We start from the raw sequence: 25,829 nt of genomic DNA, 5'->3' as shown, positions 1-25,829 counted from the left end.
CAACATGACAACAAGACAAACAGTATTAGCAACAGCGTTGCCATTGGCACTACTTTCGACATCAGCGATGGCTGACTTATCTACCACCGTTACACTTGCATCTGACTATACCTTCAACGGTGTTAGTCAAACGATGAACGACCCTGCTATTCAGGGCAGCCTAGATTATGCCTTTGCAGATTCAGGCATGTATGTCGGTACGTGGGCCTCAAATGTTGATTTTGGTGAAGGCACCGACATTGAATGGGATGCTTACTTAGGTCATTTTGTTGAGCTCAATGAGGCCCTCAGTGTTGATTATGGTATTGCATATTACTCGTACCACGGTGAAGATTATTCTAGCGATGGTAACTACTTTGAAACCTACGCTAAATTTGGTTATACCAACAGCTTAGGTTTCACAGAGTTGAACTTTTGGTATGCATGGGATTATTTTGGTACCGATGCAGGCCATGTGATTTCTATGATTGCCCACACGGTTGAAATTGCGCCGAATCATGCGATACGTGCAAGTTTTGATATTTCTAACTCGTTAGATGGTAATAAATTTGCGTGGGATGGCAACGATAAATCTTATAACCATTATCGTTTGGCGTACCAAACTAGTTTTGCAGGTTTTGACTTTGAGCTTGCAGGTGAAAACACCAGTCTAGACTGGGATACTGCCGATGAGCGTATCGTCGCGTCTATTTCGCGCAGTTTTGATCTGTAAAAAGAACCCCCTCTATTTATCAAAACGGCTAACCTAGGTTAGCCGTTTTTAATGCTGATAATTAAAACTCTATGCCTTCGTGTTGCATGGCCAAGTCATCAAGCTCGGCTAAGGTATAATCAAACCCTGAGTTATCCGCTTCATAGCGAATCTTCACGCCAAAACCGCCTTGGCATAGGCTGGCTTTAACATTAGCCACAGACCAGTGTCTGAGTTTATTTAAAAAGCGGTTAGCGGTTTGTTGAGAGTCAAAGCGATAACGAACCTCTGATTCCATGTACTTATTAGCCTTTAAATTTTTTCGAGAGTGTATGTAATTGCTCCGCTTAAATCAATTGCTCGTTAAAAAATGCGAGTGTGCGTTGCCAAGAAAGCTCTGCCTGCTTTTCATCATAGCGTGATGTTGAATCGTTATGAAAACCATGGTTTGCCTTCTCGTACATATGCATCGTGTAGGGGACTTGGTGAGCTTTTAAATCAGCCTCATAATCTGGCCAAGTCTCATTCACACGTGTATCGAATTCAGCTAAATGTACCAATAACGGTGCTTTGATGTTTTTTCTAAGCTCTTTAACCGCGGGCGTACCATAGTAAGGCACGCCTGCATTAATTAACGTGCTGTCGATAGCGGCTAAGTAATTCACCATATAACCACCAAAGCAAAAGCCCACAGCGCCAAGTTTGCCATTGCTGTTTGGGTGTTGTTTTAAGTACTCTGCTGCGGCGACAAAGTCTTGCTGAATTTTTTCTTTATCCATTGAACGCTGCATTGCGCGGCCTTCATCATCGTTACCAGGATAGCCACCTAACGGGTGCAACGCATCTGGGGCAAACGCAATAAATCCTGCTTTGGCAAGGCGGCGAGCGACATCTTTAATATAAGGATTAAGCCCACGATTTTCGTGAATAACGAGTACAATAGGGCGCTTAGAGGTTAAATTTGTCGGTTCGACTAAATAGCCTTTACCCTCGCCATGCCCTTTAAAGGAGTCGAAGGTTTTATAGCTGGCTTTTATGTCTGGGTCGTTAAAGGATACTTGCTCTGCTAAGGCGTAATTAGGCAGTAGAGCACTACTTAATACTGCCATCGAATAACCAAGAGCCACAAGACCACCGAGTTTTTTCATAAAAGTACGACGGTCTATCAAGCCATGGGCATATTCGTCGTACCAATCGAAGGCTTCTTGGGGAATGTGGTTGTGGCGTTGCTCAGTCATACTTATATCCTTTAAAAATGAATTCAGTTTATAACTTTAGACTAATTATCAGTGATTAAAAGCCTGTTCTTTTGTTTGCTTTATGACATCGATAAAACGGCGCTGCCAAATAGCGTTGAATGCTTTATTGAACAAGTATAAGAATATTAAAGGCATTAATAGCAGCTTTAAAATAAGCAACGACAAAATATTTAAAAAGTCGATAAACAAGTCTTCAACGGTGGCCACCATATTACTAATGCCCGAGGTGACGGTGTCGATAATTTTACTCACTTGTGATGATGAATCGTGGTTAAGCGACGCATTCAGGGTGTCAAGTTGCTCGTTTAAGGCGTCTTTTTCTTGATTAAGCGCCATTTGTTGTTCAAGCACAGCATTAAACTTGGCGGTGAGTTGCTGCTTTTGATCGAGTAATGGTTTTGCTTTGGCTAGTTCTTTAAAAGTGATTACCTCAGATAAACTGCGAGTGGCTTGAATCGCTTCTATTTTTTTGTCGAGTTCAGCCATTTGTAGTTTGAGCTCGGTCGCTTGCTGGTGGTTTTTAATTTGCTGATCATTAAGTAACGATAGCTTGTCGAAGAGGGTCTGTTTTTGACTGTCGACTTCGGCTTTTAGCTTTGCTGACAGTGCCGACGTTGTGCTGGCATTATTATTTACGGTAGCCACTTTTTCGCTGACTTGCTCACTTTGTTGGTTTATTTGCTCGTCTAAAAATACTTGGCTTACCAACCCCGTCGTTAGCACCACCGCAGGAACTAAAAAGCGAATAAGGATCAGGCTCGCCATTAATTTATGGCGAAGCGTTGGGTAAAAATCACGCCACTCACAAATAAGGTATGCAATTACTGATACTGTAAAAACACTGCTAAATATGATGCCGGATGAAATCGTGTATAAAATTCGCTGTAAAAATAGTGAGCCAATGGCAAGACGCATCGCATCCGACATGTACTCCGCTAAATCGTTGACGGGGTCAAGTAGCTGAGCTGGTTGAATACTGGCTATACCAATACCGACTTCGGCGGATTGTAATAAAGAAATTGCCGCATTGACGGTACGTGAAGACGCATACACAAGAGTCGATTGCAGCAGGGCGCTGTCAATAAAGCTCATAATATACTGCTGAAACTGTTCTAACCAACACAGCCGTAACAGTACTATGAGGCTTAAATACTTGATAATATGTTGTTTACTTAGCATAACGCCCTCTGAAATTTGTACGCTTACCTACGCTACACTAATCATAGGCGTTGAAGCAATGAACTCAGATTGAATTATTTTAGTGGTTAACGGTCTATGAATGACGATTAACTGCGGTGAGGAACTATGAAAGAACCTGTATCTATTGGGCAATGCCGTATTGAAGACTTAGATCCCGTTCAAGATCTCGGGCGATTGGTGTCGTATTTGCGCTCTAATTTAGTGACTCACCTAGACTGTGCTCTAAAAAGTAAAGAACTGACTTCGGCACAATACATTGTGGTGGTACTGCTTGCTCGAGGAAAAGTAACAACGTTGGCTGAACTGTGCGAGCACATGGTGTATGACCGTGGTGCCATGAGTCGCCTATTAAGCCGTTTAGAAGATAAAGGGTTAGTGGCTAAACAGCAGTCAATAGAAGATCGCCGTTCAACCATTTTATGCCTTACAGAAAAGGGCAAACAGCTTTATCCTGAGATACTGCCCACCGTTAATGATATTTACCGTGAGGCATTAGCGGGCTTTTCTGAGGATGAGAAAAACCAACTTGCCAGCTTACTCTTTAGAGCGATTCATAATTTAAAAGCATAAATTTCTCTAAGCGGTACATTGTCGCTGCCGTGTCGTTTTGATAATATAGTTGCCTAGGCATTTAATTTAATAAATACTGGGTTGTTATGTTTGAATCATCGTTACTCGCTCAGCTTCAAGCTCAGTTTCCATCACATCAATTTAGTCGTGAAGGCTTGTCTGTATTGCATACAGGGCGCTTTGCCAATGCAATTGTGTATCGTTATAAAGATGCACAACACGATTTAATCATTAAAGATTTTCAGCATAGCCCGTGGTGGGTTAGAAAAACCATTGCTCCACTGTTTATAAATCAAGAGTACAAGGGATTGTCACGGCTTAAAGGTGTTGACGGTGTGGTAGACCACTTTTGTCGTTTATCGCCTATTGCCATTGCCTATGATTTTATTGAAGGTACACCACTAAGGGAGCTTGCATTGCAACAGCAGCAATTACCGCGCGACTTTTTTAAAGAGTTTGAGCGTTTAGTCGCAAAAATGCATCGCCACGGTGTGGTGCACTTAGACCTGCGTAATCTGGGTAATGTGATTTGTTCACAAGACGGTAAGCCCTATATCATTGATTTTCAGTCGGCAATTCGGTTTGCTCGTTTTCCACGTTGGTTGCAGCGCTTTATGCGAGGGGCTGATATGAGTGGGGTTTATAAAGCATGGCAAAAACTAGCAAACGACTCATTACCGCAAGCAAAAGCGGCGTATTTGCATGACTTTAATCATGTTCGTAAACGCTGGATTTTTAAAGGATACCCGCTACAGCGAGCATATGTGTGGGGCAGTGGCGTTGTCACACAAATTTTAAACTCTGACTTTATTCGCAGTATTTTTGAAAGGTTCTAAAAAGCGCGTTTGCACGCGCTTCATGAAAGAAAACTAGTATTTAGGCCACCCATTCGCATCCCAATTAAGTGTGCTAATAAGCAGCTTTGGTCTGCCATTGTCACCCGCATCATATGCATGGCGCACAATCACATCGGTATTAAGGATATCTTGTCCACCTGGACCGACCCACTGGCTGTTACCTGCATCAAGGATACTACCGCCCCCTGATAGCATGTTGTTACCATTTTTATCAAGGTAAGGGCCACGGATATCAGTTGAACGGCCGTATGCAATTCGATAGGTACTGTTAGTGCCTTCACAACACTTACCCATAGAAACGAATAAGTAGTAGTAACCTTGGCGATAGATAATAGTAGGGGCTTCTATACCACCAGAGCGACTCGCTAATGAGTAAATTTCGCCAAAGGGTTTCATGGTCATTGGGTTAATGCGCGTAAGCTTGATCCCTGAATTCCATGAGCCAAATGTAAGCCAAGGCGCACCATCTTTAGCCACGATTAAATCGGGATCAATCGCGTTGTAATTATTGCTATTTGTGGTGTTGATCACTAAGCCATCATCACGCCAATTGCCTGCGGCCACGCTACTGGCTGATGCTAAACCGATGGCACTGACTCGTGAACCAAATGTCGAAATAGCGTAGTATAACCAGCTGCGATTATTGTATCGTTTTAATTCAGGCGCCCACACATCTATTCCATCATGATCAGGTACATAGTTGCCCCACCAAGCAAGTCCGTTTGGAAAAACAGGTAAAGCATCATTCCAATCTACGCCATCACTTGAGTATTTGCCGTAAATACCGGGACCTGTTTGAAAAATCCACCATGTGCCATTTTCGTAACCAATAGTCGGATCATGGGTCACTAAACTGCCTGTTAATGGCCAGTGATTGGCTGCACCATTGGTGGTCGATGGGTCAAAAGGAGTGGATTCTACATTGGCGAGTTTAGTAAGTTGCCATTGCTGAGCATCACTGCCATTGTAACTCCACTGACTAATATTCGCGCCATCATTACCATTAAATTCATATAAGTCGAGTGCTTTACCGCTGTGATCATTGATAAAGCTATAATAGCCACTGCCTTCTTCATTGATTTGCCAGTGCTGACTGGCAATGTTTGCATACTCATATTGTACAACGTTGCCTCCATCGTCAGTCGAGAAATCAAATACTTCGAGAGCTTTACCACTGTTCAAGTTAATGACCGAATAATTACTGCCGCCAATGTTGGTAATTAGCCAGCGCTGTGTATCGTGGTTCGTATTCCCCCATTGACTCACGTTTGCGCCATCATTGGTTTGGGCGTTACCAACTTCGACAAGTTTTTCACTGTATTTCGATTTAATCGTATAGACGCCGTTATCAATGGCATAGGCACTCGGTAACAGCAAACTGGCGGCTAATCCGATAACGCCAACTGTATTTTTAGAAAGTATCATTGTGTCTCCAAATCATTGTTTTTGAGCTTTCCTTGGTGTGTTCTGATCCTAGGATTAGTTTGAAGAAATCAAACTATTTATAATACTTTATTATATTATTATTTTTGTAAAGGTTTTGGTGAAATAAATTAACAAATAATTTACTTGGTGGCGGTTAGAGAGGGAAGTTATAAAAAAGCCACTCAGTGAGTGGCTTTAAAAATTATTGACTAATAAACTGATTAGGAATGTCCCATTGTAGGGTGTGTAATTGACCCTGCCATGTCTGAATTGTGACCCACAATTTGTCATCGGCCGAAATAGCTTTCGGGGCTATTGCATGTGCGTGTTGACCATGTGCCGTTCCATGCATAAGGCCTTCTTCATCTTTTGCAAATTCAGTGAGTGGCAGCGGCGCTTCACCTATATTTAAATAGGCTTGACGTATATTGCTAATATCACCTTGATTAAAGGCGATAAAGAAATCTTTTACATACTCGTTATGATGCGAATAGGGGGCATCTTCATTAAGTGGCATTGGCGCAATTTTAAACTCACCAGCTTGTTGCTCTTGCCAAAGAGCAGGGAATTGTGGGTTGAGCGATTGGTAAATAAACCACACCGGTAAGGCGAGCACAATTGCATGTAACAGGTACTTTTTACGTTGCCACCACGTTGCGTTTAAACGTGCCATTAGTTTGCCTCCTGAATGTTATTAACGGGCGCAGCTTGGCGTGCTTTTTCAGGTTTATTTTTTACCAATTTCGAGGTGTACATCATAAACCCTGTGACCGACATACCACTTAAAATTAAGCCAAAGATAAACCAGATAACTTTGGTCCAAAGGCCACCAATATTACCGTAATGAAGGGGGTCGGTAATGTGCGATAGAGTTTGTAATCCTGTCATTGTTTCTGGACTTTTGCTGGCTGCAATCTCACCGGTCCATGGATTAACAGAGGTTGAGTACGCATAGTTATCATAAAAAATCGTATCACCACTGCCCATAATGTTGAACATACCGCGATTATGCTCTGGTAGCATCACATAGCTCGGTTTAAAGTCGGGATACTTTGCTTTTGTGGCTGCTAATGCGGCTTTTAAATCAGTTGGTGGTGTTTGTTTTGTGGCGGGCAATGTCGACACCGCCACTAACGGGGCGTGCTCTTCAATATCAATTTCGTTGTGCCACATAAAGGCTTGTACAAAATACCATAAGCCAGTCAACGCCATGATTGCCATAAACCAAATTGACCATACTCCGCTGAGTGTATGTAAGTCCTTGAGGAAGGTTTTACGGCCTTGATTAAAGCGCAATTTTGGTTGCGTGAATGCACGCCAGAAATTCTTATAAATTACTAAGCCAGTGATTAGAGCACCCAGAATAACAAATGCCATTGCGCTTACTAAGTAATAACCAATGCTGTAGCCTTCTTGCCAAGGGAAAAATAACCAACCATGCAGGGTACGCATAAACTCAATAAACGAAATGGTGCTGTTTACAGCTTGCACTTCGCCAGTGTATTGATTGACGTAAGCAACAGCATAAGGTTTGTCTGTGTCGGTAAAAATGACTGCGTTTACAAGGTAAGGCTCATAAGTAAGTACACTCATAACATCGGCACTTGGGTAAGCACTTTCTACGCTTTCAATAACCTGATCAACAGGCATCGCCGGTAAATTATTAGGGTTAGTTGCGCGTGCTTCGCTGTTGGTTAACCACGTCAGTTCATGGCTTATTACTGAAATTGTGCCCGTAACACAGATAAAGCAGAATAACACCCAGATAGGCAGCGAAAACCAACCGTGTAGCTGGAACCAAAGACGTTTACTCATGAAAAATAGCCCGACATTTAATTGATGATAGTAATTGTTATCATTCAAATTGTACTACAAAGCTTTAATGAAACACAATCTCTGTCGTAGCGAGGTAAAAAAGGTGCTATTCAGCACCTTTCTCATGTGTGTGATTAAGTGTAACGATCCGCTGTGGGAAGGGAATGTCGATATCTGCACCCTGAATAGCGCTGAATACTTTGCGGTTAACCGAGAGCTTGGTTTCAATAATTTTGGTCGTCGGCACCCAATAACGATAACTTAATGTCACGCCGCTGTCTGCAAAGCGCTCAATACCCACTTGTGAATGAGGCTCGTCGGCAACTAATTCGTGCTCTTTTAATACTGTTTCGATGAGTTCAATTGCTAAGTCTGCGTTGGCATCGTAGGCAATATCAATTTCACCTTTTACCAGTGAATAACTAAACGAATTATGTAAAATTTCACCAACAATGTGTTTGTTTGGGATAGTGATTTCGACTTTTTCTTCGTTAATCAAAATAGTATACCCAAGTTCAATAGTTTTAACTTGTCCGCTAACGCCCTTTACTTCAATCGTGTCGCCAACAACAAAAGGGCGCGTGGCAATGATTGCAAGACCAGCCCCATAATTTGACAGCATACCTTGCAGTGCTAAACCAGCCCCTAACGATGCAGCACCGATTGCTGCAACAAATGGTGTAACACTGATGCCTATTTTACCCAGTGCGATAACCAAAAACATAATAATAAGCAGTACTTTAACAACGTTACTGACAAAGTTAGTTAAGGTTATGTCAATGTTGTGCCGTTGCATTAATCCAGCAATCATTTTTGATACTTTTTGTGCGACCCATAAACCAAAGAACAGGATTAAGATGGCACCAAAAATTTGCATGCTGTAGGTAACGAGGTATTCGGTAATCAAGTGGTAGTATTTTTCAACTTGTTGTAATTCAGAATCGATCATGTGTTTTCCTAACAAGGTTACTGCTTGCCCTGACTATACCAGAGCATGTTGTAAAACAGGATAGAGTAAGGGCACTATTATAGCGCTTAAAAGCGCACTCAGTGCCATTGCGACCGATGCAAATGCGCCGGCTTTTGCCTCTTCAGTAATAAGTGAGGCGGTGCCAATAGCATGACACGCGGTGCCGATGGCAACACCTTTAGCTTGTGCATTACGGATGTTTAATAGCGAAAAAATTAAATTGCCAAAAATCCCACCCAGTACACCAATAAAAATAACCATTGCAGCAGCAAGAGAAGGAATACCGCCCAGTGCATCCGTGACAATTAACGTGATGGGCGTTGTAACAGAAAGGCTGGCAAGCGATGCACTAAGCTCAGCAGGGGCAGCAAAAAAATAGCAAATGAGTGAGGCAACAACAGTGGCGTTAATCACCCCTAAGCTACAGCTAATCACGATGAGTAATAGGTTTCTTCTTACGTGCACAAACTGCTGATACAGCGGCAAAGCGAGGGCGACTATCGCTGGTTCTAATAACCAGCTGAGTATTTTGCTGTGCTCAGCAAACGGCGCATAAGGTAAGTCGAGTGTTACAAGTAACGCAGCAATAATCAAAATAGCCCAGCAAACAGGGTTGCTAAGTGCTTTTGAAACACCGTGAGTTGTTTTGTTGTTGAGGACTCTTAGTAACAAAAAAAGGCAAATAATGACTGGAACGCTTAACCACCATAAATTAGTCGTCATTTTCACGCCCCTTAAAATAGGCGATAACGCCACCAATGAGCAATACGCTGCTCAAAGGCACAATAATAAATACAGTGAGCAGAAGCGACCAATGTTGACCAATTAAACCAAGGTGCTCAATGATGCCAACGCCCGCTGGAATAAAAAATAATGGCATGTAATTTAACAGAGGGCTGGCTGTCGGTTTTAGCTGATGCTCTTTAACAACCCCCGTTAATAGCAGTAAAAGTAACATGACCATAGCGAGCAATGGCGCAGGAAAAGAGCTGTTAAGTAACAGGCTTAAATACTTAGCGACCGCTAAGCACGCAAGAATAATGGCACTACTGAACAGGTATTTCATGATAGATGGAAAATGGCTTGTGAAAGTTCAACTACATCATACCCTTGTCAGTAGTACTATGCGACTTTAGCTTACCATGACTTGGCGTTGTTAAACTCAATATCATCTGCTCCTTTTGCTTTAGCAATGGCTTTTTTGGTATTTGGGTTCATTAATAAGCGAATTTGGCTCCAGGTTTCTTTTGCTAAGATTTTACGTTGCTGCGAGCGATAGCTCTGTTGAGTAAGCCGCTTAATTGCTGCCAATGTATCTGGTGAACGCGCCATGAGGGTTTCGAGCATTGCCGCGGTGTGTTTATCAACATCATCTGTAAGCTGGGTAACAAGCCCATAGTCTTTAGCGTCCTCAGCAGATACGGGACCGGCATGACTTGCCAACCAGAGTGCTTGGTCACGTTTCATTAATCCTGCAAGCACCACATTTGCTCCCATATCGGGGCATAACCCCCAGCGTGCTTCCATAATCGCCAGTTTGGCGTGTTTATCTACAATTCGGTAATCGGCACCGAGTGCTATTTGCATTCCTCCGCCAAAGCAATGCCCCGAAATTTTTGCGATTACAGGAATACTTAAATCTTGCCAGCCTAAGACCACTTTTTGCGCAAGGTTCTGATTGCCCGGCAGCCACTTAAAAAGCAGTTTCATGATGTTACTGGGCTTTTTCATAACGGCTGCGACATCGAGCCCAGAACAAAAGTGTTCACCTTCACCACTAATCACCACAGCGCGTAAGCGAGGGTCACGTTTAATTTTTTTGATGACGCGTGACAGCTCGACAAACATATCAAAACTAAGCGCATTTTGCTTTTCTGGACGAGCAAGGTAAACCCAAGCGACGTGTTGTTTTATTTCTAGCTTTATCATGGCAACTCCTCTGACCTGTGTGTTAGAGCTTACGAGCTAATGACAAGTATGTAAAGAAATGCTGATGTGTCGCAAAGAAACGTTAATTTTTTCAAAAAACGGTAACTCTGTCATATGCTTGATTACAAATTGATGTATATTTTTAAAACAAAGAAGCAGGTTTTCAACTAGCTCAATTTTGCTATCGGTAAGATACTGGCTCAAACTTTCGCAAAATACCACGACACGACTAGACTTAGCGTTAAGTCGCGCTACAAGGAGTATACATATGCTGATGCGCAAAACAGCTCGCATAAAGAATCAATCATCATCTTTTATAACAACCGCCTTATTTACCGTGGCTTTTAGCTCGGCTTTAGTAGGCTGTTCCGATGATAAATCAACGAAACAGGCTACGCCGCCACCGGCGGTATCTGTTTTTAATGTTGTTACCCAAGAAGTCGGAGATTATCGAGAGTTTGTCGCCCGCACTGAAGCGTTTCAAGAAGTTAAAATTAGAGCCCGTGTTGAGGGGGAGCTCATTGAGCGTCACTTTGACGAAGGATCTGCGGTTGAAAAAGATCAGTTATTATTGCGTATAGACCCGTCTGAATACCGCTCCACGGTGGCCGAGGTTGAAGCCGATCTTAAAAGTAAAAAGGCTGCTGCAAGTGCTGCTCAAAGAGACTTAAAACGGGGTCGAGATGTTGCCTCTCAAGGGTTTATTTCGCAGTCCGATTTAGACAAGTTATTAACTAACTTTGAACAAGCGACAGCCGCGGTGAAAGCGGCCGAAGCTGAGCTTGAAAAGGCAAAGTTGAATTTAAGCTACACTGAAATTCGAGCCCCATTCGCGGGTCGTATAGGTAAAGTGAACTACGATGTGGGCAACATTATTGGGCCCTCATCGAATGAACTGGCAGAGCTGACTGATGTAGACCCCATTTATGTGAGCTTTCAAGTTGAAGAGGCTGACTACATAAGCTACCGACAGCAACATCAAACCCCAGATCGCGACCCACGTGATGTACCTATTGATTTAAGTTTACGATTACCAAATAACTCCGTTTTTCCAGGCAAGGGAGTCCTTGATTTTGCGGATACTAAAATAAATCGAAACACGGGGACCGTTGAATTAAGGGCTTCGTTCGACAACCCCGACGGCATGGTTATGCCTGGCTTGTTTGTTACATTAATAGTCGAGAGCACCAACAAAAAAGAATTAGCCTTGATTCCACAAGTTGCAGTACAAGAAAATCAACAAGGTAAGTTTGTACTTGTTGTTAATGATGAAAACACAGTATCGATGCGCGTTGTGAAACTTGGTCGCCGTATTAACGCGATGTGGGTGGTTGAGTCAGGCCTTGAAGCAGGCGAAAAGGTGATTATTGAAGGCTTACAAAAAGTCCGCCAAGGTGCAGAAGTCAAAGCCGTTGAAAAAAATGTTGATGCAACAACGGGCACTATTACTAGCAAAGCCAACTCTTAGGGGGCAGAGATGATTAGTAAAACGTTTATATCTCGCCCTAAATTTGCGCTGGTAATATCGATAGTCATTACGATTGCGGGTTTAATCTCAATGACATTATTGCCGGTGAATATGTACCCGCAGATCACGCCACCGCAAGTACAAATTTCGACAAGTTACCCCGGAGCCAGTGCTCAAATAGTGGAAGAGTCGGTGATCAGGCCCATTGAAGAGCAAGTCAATGGGGTTGAAGACATGATGTACATAGAATCGACTTCGACAAATAACGGCACGGCAAATATTACTGTTTATTTTAAGGTTGGTACCGACACAGACATAGCACAAGTGAACGTGCAAAACCGTGTTGCGCTTGCTGAAGCAGGATTACCTGAGGAAGTTAAGCGCCAAGGGGTATCGGTTAAGAAAAAGTCGAGCTCTATGTTGTTAGGGATTAACCTTTACTCGAGTAAAGATAATATCGACGCTATTTTTCTAAGTAACTATGCAACAAACTATTTAACGGAGCCACTTGGTCGTATTAATGGGGTTGCCTCTGCGGAGGTGATGGGTGAGCAAACCTATTCGATGCGTTTATGGCTTCGCCCAGATCGAATGGCATCATTAGGCTTAACGGTGGCCGATGTTCGAAGCGCATTGCAAGAGCAAAATACCATTGTTGCAGCAGGTAAGTTAGGCGCGGCTCCTACGGGGCCCAGTCAGCAATTTGAATATTCGATTCAAGCAAAAGGGCGCTTAAAAACCCCAGAGGAATTTGGCCAAACCATTATTCGTTCGAGTAAAGACGGTAACTTTGTTCGTTTACATGATATTGCCCGTATCGAAATGGGGGCGGCAAGCTACAGCACCTCCGCTAAATTGAATCAGCAAGATACAGCATTTATCGTTATTTATCAGTTAACAGAAGCCAATGCCACGCAGGTTGCAGAGGATGTTAAAGCCCGTATGGCTGAGCTGGCAAAGCAGTTACCCGATGGCATCGAGTATTCTATTCCTTACGATACAACCGAATTCATTAACCGTTCTATTGAAGAAGTAGTGGTAACCCTTTTACAAGCGGTTGGTTTGGTTATTTTAGTGGTATTTTTGTTTTTACAAAATTGGCGCGCAACCCTGATTCCCACTGTTGCTATTCCGGTGTCTTTGGTGGGGACGTTTGCTTTTATGATGATGATGGATTACTCCATCAACTTAATCACCTTATTTGGTTTAGTACTGGCAATCGGTATTGTGGTGGATGATGCGATTATCGTTATAGAAAATGTTGAGCGTATTTTAAAAGAAGAGAAACTACCAATAAAAGAAGCCGTTACTAAAGCAATGGAACAAGTGTCTGGGCCTATTGTTGCAACCACACTGGTGTTGCTAGCGGTGTTTGTACCGGTTGGATTTATGCCTGGCATCACCGGAGAGTTATATAAACAGTTCTCGGTGACTATTTCATTTGCAGTGCTAATTTCCTCGGTGAATGCATTAACCTTGAGTCCGGCGCTTTGTACGCTATTACTGAATGAAAAAGCGATGAAACCGATTAAGTGGCTAGCCCCATTTGAAAATATTATTACGCGCTCGACCAGTGGCTACAGTAAAGTCGTTAACTTTATTCTAAAGCGTAGCGCACGAATGGCGCTGTTTGCGGTTATCATTTTTGCGGCCGCGGGATGGTTAGTTAAAACAGTCCCCACCGGATTCGTGCCAGCCGAAGACCAAGGTTTTCTATTTGTTGATGTGCAACTGCCAGATGCTGCGGCAAGTAACCGCACCAAAGAAGTCATGCATAAATTGGGTGATATTATTAAAAATGAACCCGCAGCAACTGATTTTATCGCCGTTTCAGGTTTTTCATTATTAGGCGGTGCAGGTTCAAATAATGCCTTGGGTATTGTGGTACTAAAAGATTGGGAAGAGCGCACAGACGCTAATTTAGGTCTGCGAGCGGTGTTAGGTCGTTTGATGGGGCAGTTTTGGGCGATGCCAGACGCACAGATAATGGCATTTAACCCGCCATCAATACCGGGGCTTGGCACCAGTGCCGGTTTTGAATTTAGACTGCAAGACAGTGAAGGGCGTGAACCCGCTGCGCTTTCTCAGGTGCTTAACGGCTTAGTATACGAGGCTAATCAACGGCCTGAACTGTCAAATGTGTACAGTACATTCAGAGCAAATGTTCCGCAGTACTTTTTAGAAATTGACCGTAATAAAGCCAAAGCACAAGGTGTGGCGTTGAGTGATATCTTCTTAACGCTGCAAGCACAGCTAGGTTCTTTGTACGTTAATGACTTTAATCAATTTAGCCGAACGTATCGGGTCATAATGCAAGCCGAAAGTCAGTATCGTCAAAACCCCGCAGACTTACAGTACTATTACGTGCGTAACGACGAAGGGGTAATGGTTCCTTTAACAACACTGGCCAAACTTGAACCGATTCTTGGCCCGACAAGTTTAACGCACTTTAATTTGTACCGAAGTGCCAGTATCAGTGGCCAGCCAGCGCAAGGGTATTCAAGTGGGGATGCGATTGCTGTTATGCAAGAATTGGCCGCTAAGCTACCCTCTGGGTACGTGTATGAGTGGGCAGGGCAATCTAAGCAAGAAATTGAAGCGGGCAACGTCGCGCCAATTTTATTTGGTTTAGCGGTCGTATTTGTTTACTTGTTCTTAGTTGCGCAGTACGAAAGCTGGACTATTCCATTTTCAGTTATTGCAGCTGTTCCTTTAGCTTTGTTTGGTGCCATGCTTGCACTGTACGTGATTGGGATGGAAAACAATATTTATGCGCAAGTTGGTTTAGTGTTGCTGATAGGTCTGTCGACGAAAACGGCCATATTAATTGTTGAATTTGCGATGGAAGAGCGTGCCGCCGGAAAAGGCATCGTTGAGGCAGCACTCAACGCAGCAAAATTGCGTTTTAGAGCGGTATTAATGACGGCCTTGTCATTTGTGCTTGGCGTATTACCGCTTGTGTTTGCGAGTGGGGCAGGGGCAGGCAGCCGAATATCATTAGGTGTGACTGTGCTCTTTGGTATGCTAGCGGCCACTATTTTTGGCACGTTGCTTGTTCCGCTATTTTATACATTAGTGCAAGCTATGCGTGAAAAAGTGAAAGGCCAAAGGGTCGAAAACTAAAAAAGAGACACTAACGATAAAAAAGTCAGGGTAACCTGGCTTTTTTTTTGGCAAAACAGAAAAGAGGTTTGTTATCATACCTAAAATAACGCAGTTTGCATGTGCAGAGGGTTTAAGGAATGGCTGGTCCACGCTTATATAGTGAAGAAGAAGTAACACATCAGGCGTATGATATCTTTTTAGAGTTAGCACCCGATAACTTAAGCGAACAAGATATTAATGATTTTAACGAGCACAGAGAAGAGTTAGGTTTTATCGAAGAAAGTGAGCCTGACGATCAATGGCAAGATTTTGTTGCATTAGAAATTGAACCTGAGCTGTTTGTACAAGTCTTAGTAGGGCTTGAGTTTGATAACCAAGATATTTTATTTGCCAAGATTTTAATTAGCCGAGATAAAGATGCACCGTTTTGCCACATTCTCTGGAAAGATAGCGAATAACTCTCCAGCCGATGTTTGACTCTACTTTTTGTTGTCTTAGTACAATTAAACGTGTTTTTTTAGCCGCCTTACTGCTTAGCAGTTGGCAGGCTATTGCTGTTGATCCATTTGAAGATTTTCATGAATACGGGCAGTTGTCAGAAGAAGAAATCCATAAAATCCATAAAGGCGAAATGCTATATGGTGATATGGAGTTCGGTTTTATGGTAAGTAGAGGCAATACCAATTCAACGAGTTTCAAGTTCAAAGGTAACCTTTATCAAGACTTTGAAAAGTGGCGTAATCAATTCAAAATAGACACGCTTTACAAACGCGATCGCAATGAAGAAACCGGCGATGAAGAAGTATCAGCAGATCGTATTTTTGTCTCGGGGCAAGGAAACTATAAGCTGAACGTGAAAAATGAGTCTTTTTTCATTTACGGAGATTACGAAGAAGATAAATTTAGTGGTCTTGAGTTTAAGAGTACGGTTGCAACAGGGTATGGCAATCGTATTTATCAAGGCAGTAAAAATAAAGTCGATATAGACGTTGGGCCGGGCCTTTATCGTTCAGTTGCCGATCAAGAAATTGCAACGGAAGAAGACGAAACAAAAACCGGTTATCTGCTTCGTTTAGCGTTGCAATGGGAGCGTACCGTTTCAGAGCGCACACGCTTTAATCAAGATGTGAGTTACGAGCAATCTTTGTCAGGTCTTAACTCGCGATTAAAGTCAGAAACATCATTGATCAGTAAGATTATGGGCGATGTGTCACTTAAATTTACCTACATGTATCGCTACAACTCAAAACCAGAGGAAGACAAGCTTAAGTATGACTCAGAGCTAAGTGCGACCTTTGTTTATAGCTTCTAATTAGAGAATTCTTTATGTATCAACATAAGCAATACGCAGTGTTCATTTTTGTTGTTTTGGGCTGGATAGGTGGTTTTCTTGCCTTGGCGTGGAACTTAATCGGCGCAGATGTGCCATTAATGGGGTTTTGCGCTATTTTAGTGTTAGTGGCTTTTTTATTTCATAGCTTAACTATTAAAGTAACCGATAAAACAGTGAGCTGGGCATTTGGGCCGGGTGTATTTGGTAAAACGGTGAGCTTTGACGACATTGAATCAGTCAGAGCGGTCAGTAATTCATTTCGCCATGGAATTGGTTTACGAATAACTCACGATGGCTGGGTTTACAGTGTATCAGGGTTTAAAGCTGTAGAATTAGCAATGAAAGATGGCACTCACTATCGTTTAGGCACCAACGACCAAGAAGGCTTGCTAGCGGCATTGCAGGCACACATAACTGAACCTGAATCTAAGCCAGAGCCGGAACATAAACCAGAACCAGAGCAAGTGGATGATTAATTAAGCGAATTGGTATAAAAAAAGCGCCTCAGGCGCTTTTTTATACTGCGGGTGTTTAGTGGCTGTGACCACAACCGCCTTCACCGTGCACATGACCATGTGCTAACTCTTCTTCTGTTGCATCACGTACTTCAAGTACTTCAACATCAAAGTGTAAAGTAATCCCTGATAATGGGTGATTACCATCAACAATCACTTCTTCATCTTGGATATCGATGATCATCACTGATTGATCGCCTGCATCGGTTGTTGCACGAAACTGCATACCCACTTCAATGTCCATCCCTTCAAACATTGACTTAGGCACCGCTTGCATTAAGTCGTCGTGACGCTCGCCATAGCCTTGGTCTGGTTCAACGGTAACACTGAAAGTATCGCCAGCTTCTTTACCTAGTAGTGCGTTTTCTAGGCCTGGGATCAAGTAACCTGTGCCAACGATAAACACCAGTGGTTCACCATCAAACGAGTTGTCGATGGTGTTTTTGTTATTATCCAATACTGAATAATGCATTTTTACCACTTTGTTTTCTGCTGCGATCATAGTCATTCCTATTTATTCATCTTCGAGAGAGTAAGGCAGAGCTTGAATCGATAGCTCAACCTGAGGGAGGTGTTTAGCACGTAATAATTGGCCTGTTTCATTGTCATTCGGTAACACAACGAGTCCCATTAAAGTGCGCGTTTCTTGATTATAACTTTGACTGATAAGCTTGCCAGCGCGACGCCAGTTTTCACCCATTTGTGTTTCGAGTTCAAGCTCATCGAGTAAACCATCTGCTTCACCCGCAACGATATACATGGCGCGCTTGTTTTTGCCAAGATACTTCATACGGGCAACGGTTTCTTGGCCTGTGTAACAGCCTTTTCTAAAGCTGATACCGCCAATCGCGTGTAGGTTAACCATTTGTGGCACATATTCGCCAATGGCCTCACTGTTAAGTGAAGGCTCACCCGCGGCAATCGCTGCTTGTTGCCATTGGGCATCGTTATCGAGTGCAATAACGTTTTCGGGTAAACTAAAGTCACTATTGACCATGAGTAACACGCGGTTTTCTGCAAGCTTAAGGGCTTTACCGTCGGCAAAATCGACAGCCGTTTGCTCATCATTAAATTGAATATTAAGTGCCTCTAGCACCTCTGAGAGGTCATCACCCATCAAACCAATTAATGGCTTTTCACAGGGTTCTATTTCAACAGCAGAAAAGACCGCATATTTTTTTAACTCAACCAGAGACTGCTCAACTTCGGCTTTAGAACCAACAAGGTAGTAACTGTCTTGGTAGGTAAACAAGCGAAAAACGCCCCAAAGCTTACCTTTGGCATTACAGTGACCTGCCCACAAGAACGTATCGTTAGTGAGCTTATTGATATCCTGTGTAATTTGTCCGTGAAGGTAAGACAACTTATCTTTACCAGTCAGGCTGATAAGCGTATGAGATAATGGACTTGCGTAAACAGTCGACATAAAAACCTTCTTTACGATATAAATGAGTGCTAATGATAACTTAGTTAGGGTGGCAATTTAAATAGCTGTTTATTCGATAGCAATTTGTTAAACTGCTGACAAATAAGTACGAGGTTTAAAATGACTGAAATTCACAGTAAAGAACGTATTCGTTGGGCATGCCGTCGTGGCATGTTAGAACTTGATGTTTTATTTATGCCATTCGTTGAAGAAGCGTTTGACTCGTTAAGCAAAGAGCAACATGCCACATTTCAACGCTTACTAGAATGCGATGATCCAGACTTGTTTGCATGGTTCATGGGTCACGAAACGTGTAAAGATCCCGAGCTTAATAGCATGGTCTCATTAATTTTAGACCGAGTTCGTGTATAGATTTAGCGTTAAACAGAACACACCAGACCACAAACCCTTTGTGGTCTTTTTTTGCTTTATAGCCATCATACTTAGCTTTGCGTATCAGCAACTTTTTTCTCAATGTCTTGTTTTCGTCTCAAGCTTTATTATTGGGGTGATTAGCTATAAAAAAGTAACGCAATTACAGCCAGCACATGGCGCTATTATTTTAGAACAGTCACAGCTTCGTTTTTTAAATAATCGTGTGCAAATGCAAGGTGCGATAAGCCCCAAGAGTAAGATCTTTTCGAGTTTTGTGGTTATAAAACTAGCGGGATTTTATAAATCACACTGGCTGATTATAACGGCAGCCAGTGTTGATGAGATAAGCTTTTCACGCTTAAAACGGGCAATTATTGCTGTGCAGCAACCGACTTCGGTGTAAGTACCGTAGGCGTTGGGTTTTCATTTTGCGCTGGGTAATCAATGGTGTAATGCAAGCCTCGGCTTTCTTTACGTTCCAGCGCACTGCGAATAATCAGTTCAGCGACTTGCACTAAGTTACGTAGCTCTAATAAGTTGTTAGAAACTCTAAAGTTAGCGTAGTAGTCGTGAATTTCTTGTTGCAGTAATTCAACACGATGCAATGCACGTTCTAAACGTTTAGTTGAACGCACGATGCCAACGTAATCCCACATAAATAACCGTAGTTCATGCCAGTTATGCGTGATAACAATTTCTTCGTCAGAGTTCGTAACGCGGCTTTCATCCCACAGCGGTAGTGTTTCAAGTGCAGGACTTGCATCAATTTTACTCAGAATATCCTGTGCTGCTGCGTGGGCAAAAACAATGCATTCGAGCAATGAGTTGCTTGCCATTCGGTTTGCACCATGCAGACCTGTATAAGCAACTTCACCAACTGCATACAAGTTATCTAAATCAGTACGTCCATTAAAGTCAGTCATGACACCCCCACAGGTATAATGGGCTGCAGGGACGACAGGAATAGCTTCTTTGGTGATATCTAAACCAACACTTAAGCATTTTGCGTAAATTGTCGGGAAATGCTCAATAATAAAATCTTTATCTTTGTGGCTAATATCTAAATAAACACAATTAGCGCCTAAGCGTTTCATTTCAAAATCAATCGCGCGGGCAACAATATCGCGGGGAGCCAGTTCTTCACGTTCATCAAAGTCTTTCATAAAGCGTGTGCCATCGGGGCGTTTTAAGTACGCACCTTCACCACGCATTGCTTCGGTAATTAAAAAGTTTTGCAGCTCAGGGTGGTACAAGCTCGTAGGGTGGAATTGGTTAAATTCCATATTGGCAACACGGCAGCCCGCTCGCCATGCCATGGCAATACCATCGCCACTCGATACATCGGGGTTAGAGGTATATAAATACACTTTACTCGCACCGCCTGTCGCCAGCGCAACAAACTTGGCTGCAATTGTTTCTACTTTTTTGTCTTCACAATTCCACACATACAGACCGTGGATGTGTTTACCTTTTCGGCCTAAGCTTTTATCACCAATTAAATCAATGGCATTGTAGTTTTCTAATAAAGTGATATTTGGGTGGGCTTGCACTTGGCTGATAAGCGTAGTTTGAACGGCGCGACCTGTCGCATCGGCAGCATGCAAAATGCGGCGGTGACTGTGACCACCTTCGCGCGTTAAATGAAAACGTTCTTTGCCTTTTGAATCAAACTCCATATCAAAAGGCACACCTTGCTCAATTAACCATTTTAAACATTTTTTGGCATTACTGGCAGTGTAGTGCACAGCGTCGCGGTCACATAAACCACCGCCAGCATCGAGCGTATCTTGAACATGTGACTCAATACTGTCATTTTTTTTATCAAAAACCGCGGCAATACCACCTTGTGCATATAAAGTAGAGCCTTCAGTTAATGCGCCTTTGCTAAGCACGGTGACGTTACAGTGATTAGCAAGTGATAAAGCAAGCGAGAGGCCAGCGGCGCCGCTGCCGATAATAGCGACATCAGTAATGTGATGTTTATTTTGGTTCATGTCTGTGGTCTTTGCAGTTACAATGCTCTGGAAATAGTGCTAAAAGTATGAGCAAAAAAAATTGTATATGATATACGTATATGTACCATATTTGCCGTAACACTATTAGTCATTTTAATACGTTATACCAATATTATTAGGTTTATCGTCACTTAAACAGCGAATTTTTAACTGTTTAGCATTGTGAATCAAACTGACTATGAATAGAGATAACCGTTGAATTATCAGCAGTTACTAGGATTGTCGAGTAATAAGATTGGTATAACTCACATTATTTGCGTGCTATTTTATAAAAAAATTATTTTAAACTGAACTTTTATATTCATGGTGCAGTCATAGTTTGTGTAAACAATGGCGAGTATATGAATAGCAAGCAAGAATCAAACAGAGGAGTACCGGCTCGAATGAGCGAGCAGGATTTGGATTTAGCGCTAGTAAAAAGGGTCCAGCAAGGAGATAAAAACGCCTTCAACCTATTAGTTAGAAAATATCAGAATAAAATTGCAGGTTTGATCTCACGTTATGTTTCAAACCAAGGTGATGTTGCTGATGTCGCACAAGAAGCCTTTATTAAAGCTTATCGTGCTTTGCCTAACTTTAGAGGTGATAGCGCCTTTTATACTTGGTTGTACCGTATCGCCGTAAATTGTGCTAAAAATTACTTAGTTGCTCAGGGGCGTAAGCCGCCAGCTAACGATGTTGATGCCGAAGAAGCAGAATTTTATGACAGTGCAGACGCAATGCGTTCAAACGCATCGCCAGAAAACCTGTTATTAAGTGACGAAGTACGTGCTGTAATTTTTAATACGATTGATAGTTTGCCTGAAGATCTTAAAACTGCGATTACCCTTCGTGAAATCGAAGGTATGAGCTATGAAGAAATAGCCGTGGTTATGGATTGCCCCGTGGGGACGGTACGTTCGCGTATTTTCCGTGCCCGTGAAGCGATTGACAATAAATTAAATCCATTAATAGGTGAGTCTTAGTATGACAAAAGCAGACGTTAACAAGTTGGATAATGAGCAGTTATCCGCATTACTTGACGGCGAGCAGCAGTTAACTGATGAAGCGATTACAAACGACGATGTAACAACATTTGGTCGTTATGCAATGATCGGTGACGTAATGCGTGCTGAGGCAAATAACAGCGCCTTCAATTTTGACATTGCTGATGCAGTGGCAGATGCACTCGAACATGAACCTGTGTACGCAGATTTCGCGAATAAAACAACGGCACCAAAAAGCGAAGAAATCGTGGCGGCAACAGGCACCGACAATGTCGTTGCATTTAATTGGCGTCGACCCTTTGCCCAAGTAGCGATTGCTGCAAGTGTGGCTATGTTTGCGATTGTTGGTGTACAAACACTGCCGCAAAACAGCGAATCACCGCAGAGCGAAATTCCTTTATTACAAACAACACCACTAACCGGTGTGGCATCACCTGTCAGTTACTCATCTGAGCAACCTGCACTTGAAAATGCCCAACAAGGTTTACGCGAATTACAACAGCAACGTATTGGTGCGCTTGTACTTGAACACCAACGTCAAGCACGTGTTGCATATTCGCTTGAAAAGTCACAAACTGCGGCTAACGCAGATGAGGAAAAAAACTAATTAAATGAAAGTGTTTACTTTTATTTTGTCGCTGGTGTTAATAGCTCCCGCTTTTGCCAGCGACGAAAACCCCGCCAAAGCATTATTACTCGATATGGCTGAAGCCGTTCATACCCGCAATTTCGACGCATCGTTTGTCGTCGTTAAAGGCCAAGCAATGGAACCTTATCGCTGGCTGCATGCCAAGCAAGGTAATGTAGAGCTTGAACATTTAAGTTTACTGAATGGCGCAGGGCTTGAAATGGCTCGCGTAAACGATCAAGTGACTTATTTTGAGCCCCATTCAGAGCCATATTCTGTGCAAACTGATTCAATTGCAGGGCCTATTCCTGAAGTACTTTTTAAAGATATAGAGCGTTTAAGTGCGCAGTACGATTTTGTACTAGGCGGAAAAGGTCGTATAGCAGGGCGCTCAGCGCAGCTTGTGCGTATTGAGTCAAAAGATGAGTACAAATTCAATTATTGGATATGGTTAGATTTAGAATCATCACTGTTATTGAAATCAGCGTATGTGAACCACAAAGGTGAAATGCTTGAGCAATTACAGTTGACCCACATTAGTGTAACAGAGCAACCTGCACAGATGCTGTTAGAAATGCAAAATCGTGATTTTCCTCCTCCGCTTCCGGTCAGTGAAATTGATAACGAAAGCACAGGCAGTGCGGTTAATAATTGGAAAATTGGCTGGTTGCCAGCAGGCTTTAAATTATTAAAGTCAGACCGTCACAAGTTAGATTTAAATAACGAACTAACCGATTACTACTTGTACTCTGATGGTTTTGTTGAGGTTTCTGTGTTCGTACAAAGACCACTGCCTGGTAAACGACCCAGTGGGGCGCTGTCATCGGGTGCGACAACCGTGTATGTTCACAATGGTGGTAGCTTTGACGTGTCGGTTGTTGGTAATATCCCCGCTATGACAGCCAAAGCCATTGCAGAGTCGGTAGCGCGACCTCTTTAAATAATGATAGAACAAACACTCACTGTCGTGTCGGTAAAAGGCACGACAGCCGATTTAGAAGCCGAGCAAAAACAAGCCTGCGCAGGATGCAATGGCCGTTGTGGCTCGCAAATCTTTGCCAAGTTATTTGGTACTGCCAAAAAAACATTCCCATACACTTTCGACAGTGAGCTAAAAGTCGGACAAAAAGTCACCTTAGCACTAGACGATAGCCACCTTGTAAAACACGCAATGGCCGTGTACATGTTGCCGTTATTATTTAGTTTAGGGTTTGCTTTGGCTGCTTTTTCAGTGTTTTCGCTTGCTGAAGGCTGGCAAATTTTAGCTGCTGTATTAGGGGGCTTAACTGGCTATGCGATAGCTAAATCAAGGGTTAAGAGCCTAAAACATGATATTAAAGTAATAAAAATTCACCCAATTACTATTCCTTTCACTCAAATAGATGGTGATTAAAGCCAATTAAATGTAAAATTGCCGCTTTATACACTTAGTCCATTTTATATAGAAGTTTAGAATCCAGTTTATGAAGCATATCCGTAATTTTTCGATCATCGCCCATATCGACCATGGTAAATCGACTCTCTCTGACCGTCTTATCCAAGTTTGTGGTGGTTTAACAGACCGTGAAATGCAGCAGCAGGTGTTAGACTCAATGGACATCGAGCGTGAGCGTGGTATTACCATCAAAGCGCAAAGTGTAACACTTAATTATACAGCCAAAGATGGCGAGACCTACCAATTAAACTTTATCGACACACCAGGACACGTTGACTTCACTTACGAAGTATCACGTTCGCTTGCTGCCTGTGAAGGTGCGCTTTTAGTTGTTGATGCTGGTCAAGGTGTAGAAGCGCAAACACTTGCTAACTGCTACACAGCAATTGAAATGGATTTAGAAGTTATTCCAGTACTGAATAAAATCGACTTACCGCAAGCGGACCCACTTCGTGTTGCAGAAGAAATCGAAGACATTATTGGTATTGATGCGCTTGAAGCCGTGCGTTGTAGTGCAAAAACAGGCGTGGGTATTGAAGACGTACTCGAAGTTATTGTTAAAGATATTCCGCCACCAGTTGGCGACAAAGATAAGCCATTACAAGCGCTTATTATTGATTCATGGTTTGACCCATACCAAGGCGTTGTGTCACTTGTGCGTATTAAACACGGTGAATTACGCGCGGGCGATAAAATTAAGATCATGTCGAACGAACAAGTTCATATTGCAGATAAAGTGGGTATTTTTACTCCAAAACAAACTAACACAGGTTTATTAAAAACCGGTGAAGTAGGCTTTGTTATTGCTGGTATTAAAGAGATTCATGGTGCACCTGTTGGCGATACAATTACGTTACAGCGCAACTCTGCACCAGAGCGTCTACCGGGTTTCCAACGCATTAAACCACAGGTTTACGCGGGTATGTTCCCAATTTCATCGGATGATTATGAATCATTCCGTGATGCGCTAGATAAACTTAGCTTGAACGATGCATCGTTATTCTTCGAACCAGAAAACTCAACTGCACTTGGTTTTGGTTTCCGTTGTGGCTTCTTAGGTATGCTACACATGGAGATTATTCAAGAGCGTCTTGAGCGTGAATACGACATTGATCTTATTACTACGGCACCTACGGTAATCTACGAAGTAGAAACCAAAGAGGGCGTTAAACAGATTGATAATCCATCTGATCTTCCGCCGGTAAACAACATTCTTGAAATCCGTGAGCCAATTGTTGAAGCTAACATATTAGTTCCGCAAGAGTTTTTAGGTAACGTTATTACGCTTTGTGTTGAAAAGCGTGGTGTACAAACTAAAATGAACTATCACGGCAAGCAAGTTGCGGTAACGTATGAATTACCGATGGCTGAAGTGGTTATGGATTTCTTTGATAAGTTAAAATCAACAAGCCGCGGTTTTGCTTCGCTTGATTATAACTTTAAGCATTTCCAAGCATCAGACATGGTACGTGTTGACGTACTTATTAATGGTGAACGTGTAGATGCATTAGCTATTATTGTACACCGTGATATTGCACAATCGCGTGGTCGTCAGTTAGCTGAAGCGCTTAGAGAGCTAATTCCGCGTCAACAATTTGATATTGCAATTCAAGCGGCAATTGGTCAGCATGTTATAGCGCGTACAACGGTTAAACAATTACGTAAAAACGTAATTGCAAAATGTTACGGTGGTGACGTGAGCCGTAAGAAAAAGCTTCTTCAGAAGCAAAAAGAAGGTAAAAAGCGAATGAAGCAACTAGGTAACGTTGAAGTACCGCAAGATGCATTCTTAGCTATCCTCAAAGTTGGTAAATAATTAGAAGTAAA

Annotated in this window: 28 protein-coding genes; 15 read left to right on the top strand and 13 right to left on the bottom strand. The window is 42.5% G+C overall.

Annotation, left to right across the window (positions count from 1 at the left end; translation table 11 throughout):
• Positions 1 to 4 precede the first annotated feature (4 nt).
• On the top strand, positions 5 to 712 hold the full coding sequence (locus tag LPA49_RS03215) for a TorF family putative porin (protein ID WP_036966552.1): 708 nt from the start codon (positions 5 to 7) through the stop codon (positions 710 to 712).
• A gap of 61 nt (positions 713 to 773) precedes the next feature.
• Here the strand turns inward: LPA49_RS03215 and LPA49_RS03210 are convergent, their stop codons facing one another.
• Genes LPA49_RS03210 through LPA49_RS03200 form a run of 3 tightly spaced genes read right to left on the bottom strand, consistent with a single transcriptional unit; the run spans position 774 to position 3,042 of the window.
• On the bottom strand, positions 774 to 989 hold the full coding sequence (locus tag LPA49_RS03210; RefSeq protein WP_036966555.1) for a hypothetical protein: 216 nt from the start codon (positions 987 to 989) through the stop codon (positions 774 to 776).
• Positions 990 to 1,038: 49 nt separating this feature from the next.
• A complete protein-coding gene (locus LPA49_RS03205) occupies positions 1,039 to 1,929 on the bottom strand; it encodes a dienelactone hydrolase family protein (protein ID WP_118844565.1) in 891 nt (296 codons plus the stop codon).
• Between the two features lie 48 nt (positions 1,930 to 1,977).
• Entirely contained in the window at positions 1,978 to 3,042 is a 1,065-nt protein-coding gene (locus tag LPA49_RS03200) for a hypothetical protein (protein ID WP_230235567.1), read from the bottom strand.
• Between the two features lie 213 nt (positions 3,043 to 3,255).
• On the opposite strand from LPA49_RS03200, the gene LPA49_RS03195 reads away from it, so the two are divergent.
• Together LPA49_RS03195 and LPA49_RS03190 are read left to right on the top strand one after the other, a co-directional pair.
• Positions 3,256 to 3,720, top strand: a complete 465-nt coding sequence (locus tag LPA49_RS03195) for a MarR family winged helix-turn-helix transcriptional regulator (RefSeq protein ID WP_036966560.1) — start codon at positions 3,256 to 3,258, stop codon at positions 3,718 to 3,720.
• A gap of 86 nt (positions 3,721 to 3,806) precedes the next feature.
• Positions 3,807 to 4,556, top strand: coding sequence for an RIO1 family regulatory kinase/ATPase (locus LPA49_RS03190; protein ID WP_036966563.1), 750 nt, complete (start codon positions 3,807 to 3,809; stop codon positions 4,554 to 4,556).
• 33 nt (positions 4,557 to 4,589) lie between these two features.
• Here LPA49_RS03190 and LPA49_RS03185 read toward each other — a convergent pair whose 3' ends face one another.
• From LPA49_RS03185 to LPA49_RS03155, 7 genes are all read right to left on the bottom strand, one after another.
• Entirely contained in the window at positions 4,590 to 6,002 is a 1,413-nt protein-coding gene (locus tag LPA49_RS03185) for a family 43 glycosylhydrolase (RefSeq protein WP_118844563.1), read from the bottom strand.
• Positions 6,003 to 6,204: 202 nt separating this feature from the next.
• Entirely contained in the window at positions 6,205 to 6,675 is a 471-nt protein-coding gene (locus LPA49_RS03180) for a hypothetical protein (protein WP_036966570.1), read from the bottom strand.
• Entirely contained in the window at positions 6,675 to 7,817 is a 1,143-nt protein-coding gene (locus tag LPA49_RS03175; RefSeq protein WP_036966573.1) for a PepSY domain-containing protein, read from the bottom strand. Before LPA49_RS03175 ends, LPA49_RS03180 begins: the two co-directional genes overlap by 1 nt.
• Positions 7,818 to 7,923: 106 nt before the next feature.
• Positions 7,924 to 8,766 (bottom strand): mechanosensitive ion channel family protein, encoded by an 843-nt coding sequence (locus tag LPA49_RS03170; RefSeq protein WP_075593798.1) that lies wholly within the window; start codon positions 8,764 to 8,766, stop codon positions 7,924 to 7,926.
• Positions 8,767 to 8,799: 33 nt separating this feature from the next.
• Entirely contained in the window at positions 8,800 to 9,510 is a 711-nt protein-coding gene (locus LPA49_RS03165; protein WP_036966578.1) for an LrgB family protein, read from the bottom strand.
• The gene (locus LPA49_RS03160; RefSeq protein WP_180311036.1) at positions 9,500 to 9,853 is read right to left on the bottom strand and encodes a CidA/LrgA family protein; all 354 of its coding nucleotides are present in this window, start codon (positions 9,851 to 9,853) and stop codon (positions 9,500 to 9,502) included. Before LPA49_RS03160 ends, LPA49_RS03165 begins: the two co-directional genes overlap by 11 nt.
• A 71-nt stretch (positions 9,854 to 9,924) precedes the next feature.
• Complete coding sequence (locus LPA49_RS03155; protein ID WP_036966584.1) at positions 9,925 to 10,716, bottom strand: crotonase/enoyl-CoA hydratase family protein; 792 nt, start codon at positions 10,714 to 10,716, stop codon at positions 9,925 to 9,927.
• Positions 10,717 to 10,984: 268 nt separating this feature from the next.
• Here LPA49_RS03155 and LPA49_RS03150 point away from each other — a divergent pair, with 268 nt between their 5' ends.
• From LPA49_RS03150 to LPA49_RS03130, 5 genes are all read left to right on the top strand, one after another.
• Positions 10,985 to 12,184, top strand: a complete 1,200-nt coding sequence (locus LPA49_RS03150; RefSeq protein ID WP_230235559.1) for an efflux RND transporter periplasmic adaptor subunit — start codon at positions 10,985 to 10,987, stop codon at positions 12,182 to 12,184.
• A 9-nt stretch (positions 12,185 to 12,193) separates the two neighbouring features.
• Positions 12,194 to 15,307, top strand: coding sequence for an efflux RND transporter permease subunit (locus LPA49_RS03145; RefSeq protein WP_180311035.1), 3,114 nt, complete (start codon positions 12,194 to 12,196; stop codon positions 15,305 to 15,307).
• A gap of 119 nt (positions 15,308 to 15,426) precedes the next feature.
• On the top strand, positions 15,427 to 15,747 hold the full coding sequence (locus LPA49_RS03140; RefSeq protein ID WP_036966590.1) for an HI1450 family dsDNA-mimic protein: 321 nt from the start codon (positions 15,427 to 15,429) through the stop codon (positions 15,745 to 15,747).
• Positions 15,748 to 15,758: 11 nt separating this feature from the next.
• Positions 15,759 to 16,601 (top strand): YdiY family protein, encoded by an 843-nt coding sequence (locus LPA49_RS03135; protein WP_118844560.1) that lies wholly within the window; start codon positions 15,759 to 15,761, stop codon positions 16,599 to 16,601.
• 14 nt (positions 16,602 to 16,615) lie between these two features.
• The gene (locus LPA49_RS03130; RefSeq protein ID WP_074989039.1) at positions 16,616 to 17,098 is read left to right on the top strand and encodes a hypothetical protein; all 483 of its coding nucleotides are present in this window, start codon (positions 16,616 to 16,618) and stop codon (positions 17,096 to 17,098) included.
• 55 nt (positions 17,099 to 17,153) lie between these two features.
• Here the strand turns inward: LPA49_RS03130 and LPA49_RS03125 are convergent, their stop codons facing one another.
• Together LPA49_RS03125 and ygfZ are read right to left on the bottom strand one after the other, a co-directional pair.
• On the bottom strand, positions 17,154 to 17,639 hold the full coding sequence (locus LPA49_RS03125) for a peptidylprolyl isomerase (protein WP_036966596.1): 486 nt from the start codon (positions 17,637 to 17,639) through the stop codon (positions 17,154 to 17,156).
• Positions 17,640 to 17,651: 12 nt separating this feature from the next.
• Positions 17,652 to 18,563, bottom strand: coding sequence for a tRNA-modifying protein YgfZ (gene ygfZ / locus LPA49_RS03120; protein WP_065978643.1), 912 nt, complete (start codon positions 18,561 to 18,563; stop codon positions 17,652 to 17,654).
• Positions 18,564 to 18,683: 120 nt separating this feature from the next.
• Here ygfZ and LPA49_RS03115 point away from each other — a divergent pair, with 120 nt between their 5' ends.
• On the top strand, positions 18,684 to 18,935 hold the full coding sequence (locus tag LPA49_RS03115; protein ID WP_036966599.1) for a succinate dehydrogenase assembly factor 2: 252 nt from the start codon (positions 18,684 to 18,686) through the stop codon (positions 18,933 to 18,935).
• The gene (locus tag LPA49_RS03110; RefSeq protein ID WP_180311034.1) at positions 18,928 to 19,341 is read left to right on the top strand and encodes a hypothetical protein; all 414 of its coding nucleotides are present in this window, start codon (positions 18,928 to 18,930) and stop codon (positions 19,339 to 19,341) included. Before LPA49_RS03115 ends, LPA49_RS03110 begins: the two co-directional genes overlap by 8 nt.
• Here the strand turns inward: LPA49_RS03110 and nadB are convergent.
• A complete protein-coding gene (gene nadB, locus LPA49_RS03105) occupies positions 19,310 to 20,932 on the bottom strand; it encodes an L-aspartate oxidase (protein WP_036966601.1) in 1,623 nt (540 codons plus the stop codon). The genes LPA49_RS03110 and nadB overlap by 32 nt on opposite strands.
• A gap of 404 nt (positions 20,933 to 21,336) precedes the next feature.
• On the opposite strand from nadB, the gene rpoE reads away from it, so the two are divergent.
• The 5 genes from rpoE to lepA all read left to right on the top strand — a co-directional run bounded on the left by rpoE (position 21,337) and on the right by lepA (position 25,818).
• Complete coding sequence (gene rpoE / locus LPA49_RS03100; RefSeq protein WP_036969086.1) at positions 21,337 to 21,918, top strand: RNA polymerase sigma factor RpoE; 582 nt, start codon at positions 21,337 to 21,339, stop codon at positions 21,916 to 21,918.
• 1 nt (position 21,919) lies between these two features.
• Positions 21,920 to 22,546: a sigma-E factor negative regulatory protein gene (locus LPA49_RS03095; protein ID WP_036966603.1), complete on the top strand. Its 627-nt coding sequence runs from the start codon at positions 21,920 to 21,922 to the stop codon at positions 22,544 to 22,546.
• A 4-nt stretch (positions 22,547 to 22,550) separates the two neighbouring features.
• The gene (locus tag LPA49_RS03090) at positions 22,551 to 23,507 is read left to right on the top strand and encodes a MucB/RseB C-terminal domain-containing protein (RefSeq protein ID WP_036966604.1); all 957 of its coding nucleotides are present in this window, start codon (positions 22,551 to 22,553) and stop codon (positions 23,505 to 23,507) included.
• A 3-nt stretch (positions 23,508 to 23,510) separates the two neighbouring features.
• Complete coding sequence (locus tag LPA49_RS03085) at positions 23,511 to 23,960, top strand: SoxR reducing system RseC family protein (protein WP_036966606.1); 450 nt, start codon at positions 23,511 to 23,513, stop codon at positions 23,958 to 23,960.
• A 70-nt stretch (positions 23,961 to 24,030) separates the two neighbouring features.
• A complete protein-coding gene (lepA, locus tag LPA49_RS03080; RefSeq protein ID WP_036966608.1) occupies positions 24,031 to 25,818 on the top strand; it encodes a translation elongation factor 4 in 1,788 nt (595 codons plus the stop codon).
• Positions 25,819 to 25,829 lie beyond the last annotated feature (11 nt).

This window comes from Pseudoalteromonas sp. MB41, from assembly GCF_020966275.1.
GTDB classification, from domain to species: Bacteria; Pseudomonadota; Gammaproteobacteria; order Enterobacterales; family Alteromonadaceae; genus Pseudoalteromonas; species Pseudoalteromonas lipolytica.
The sequence above is the reverse complement of the archived record's forward strand: the minus strand, read 5'-3'. Positions and strand labels throughout refer to the sequence as shown.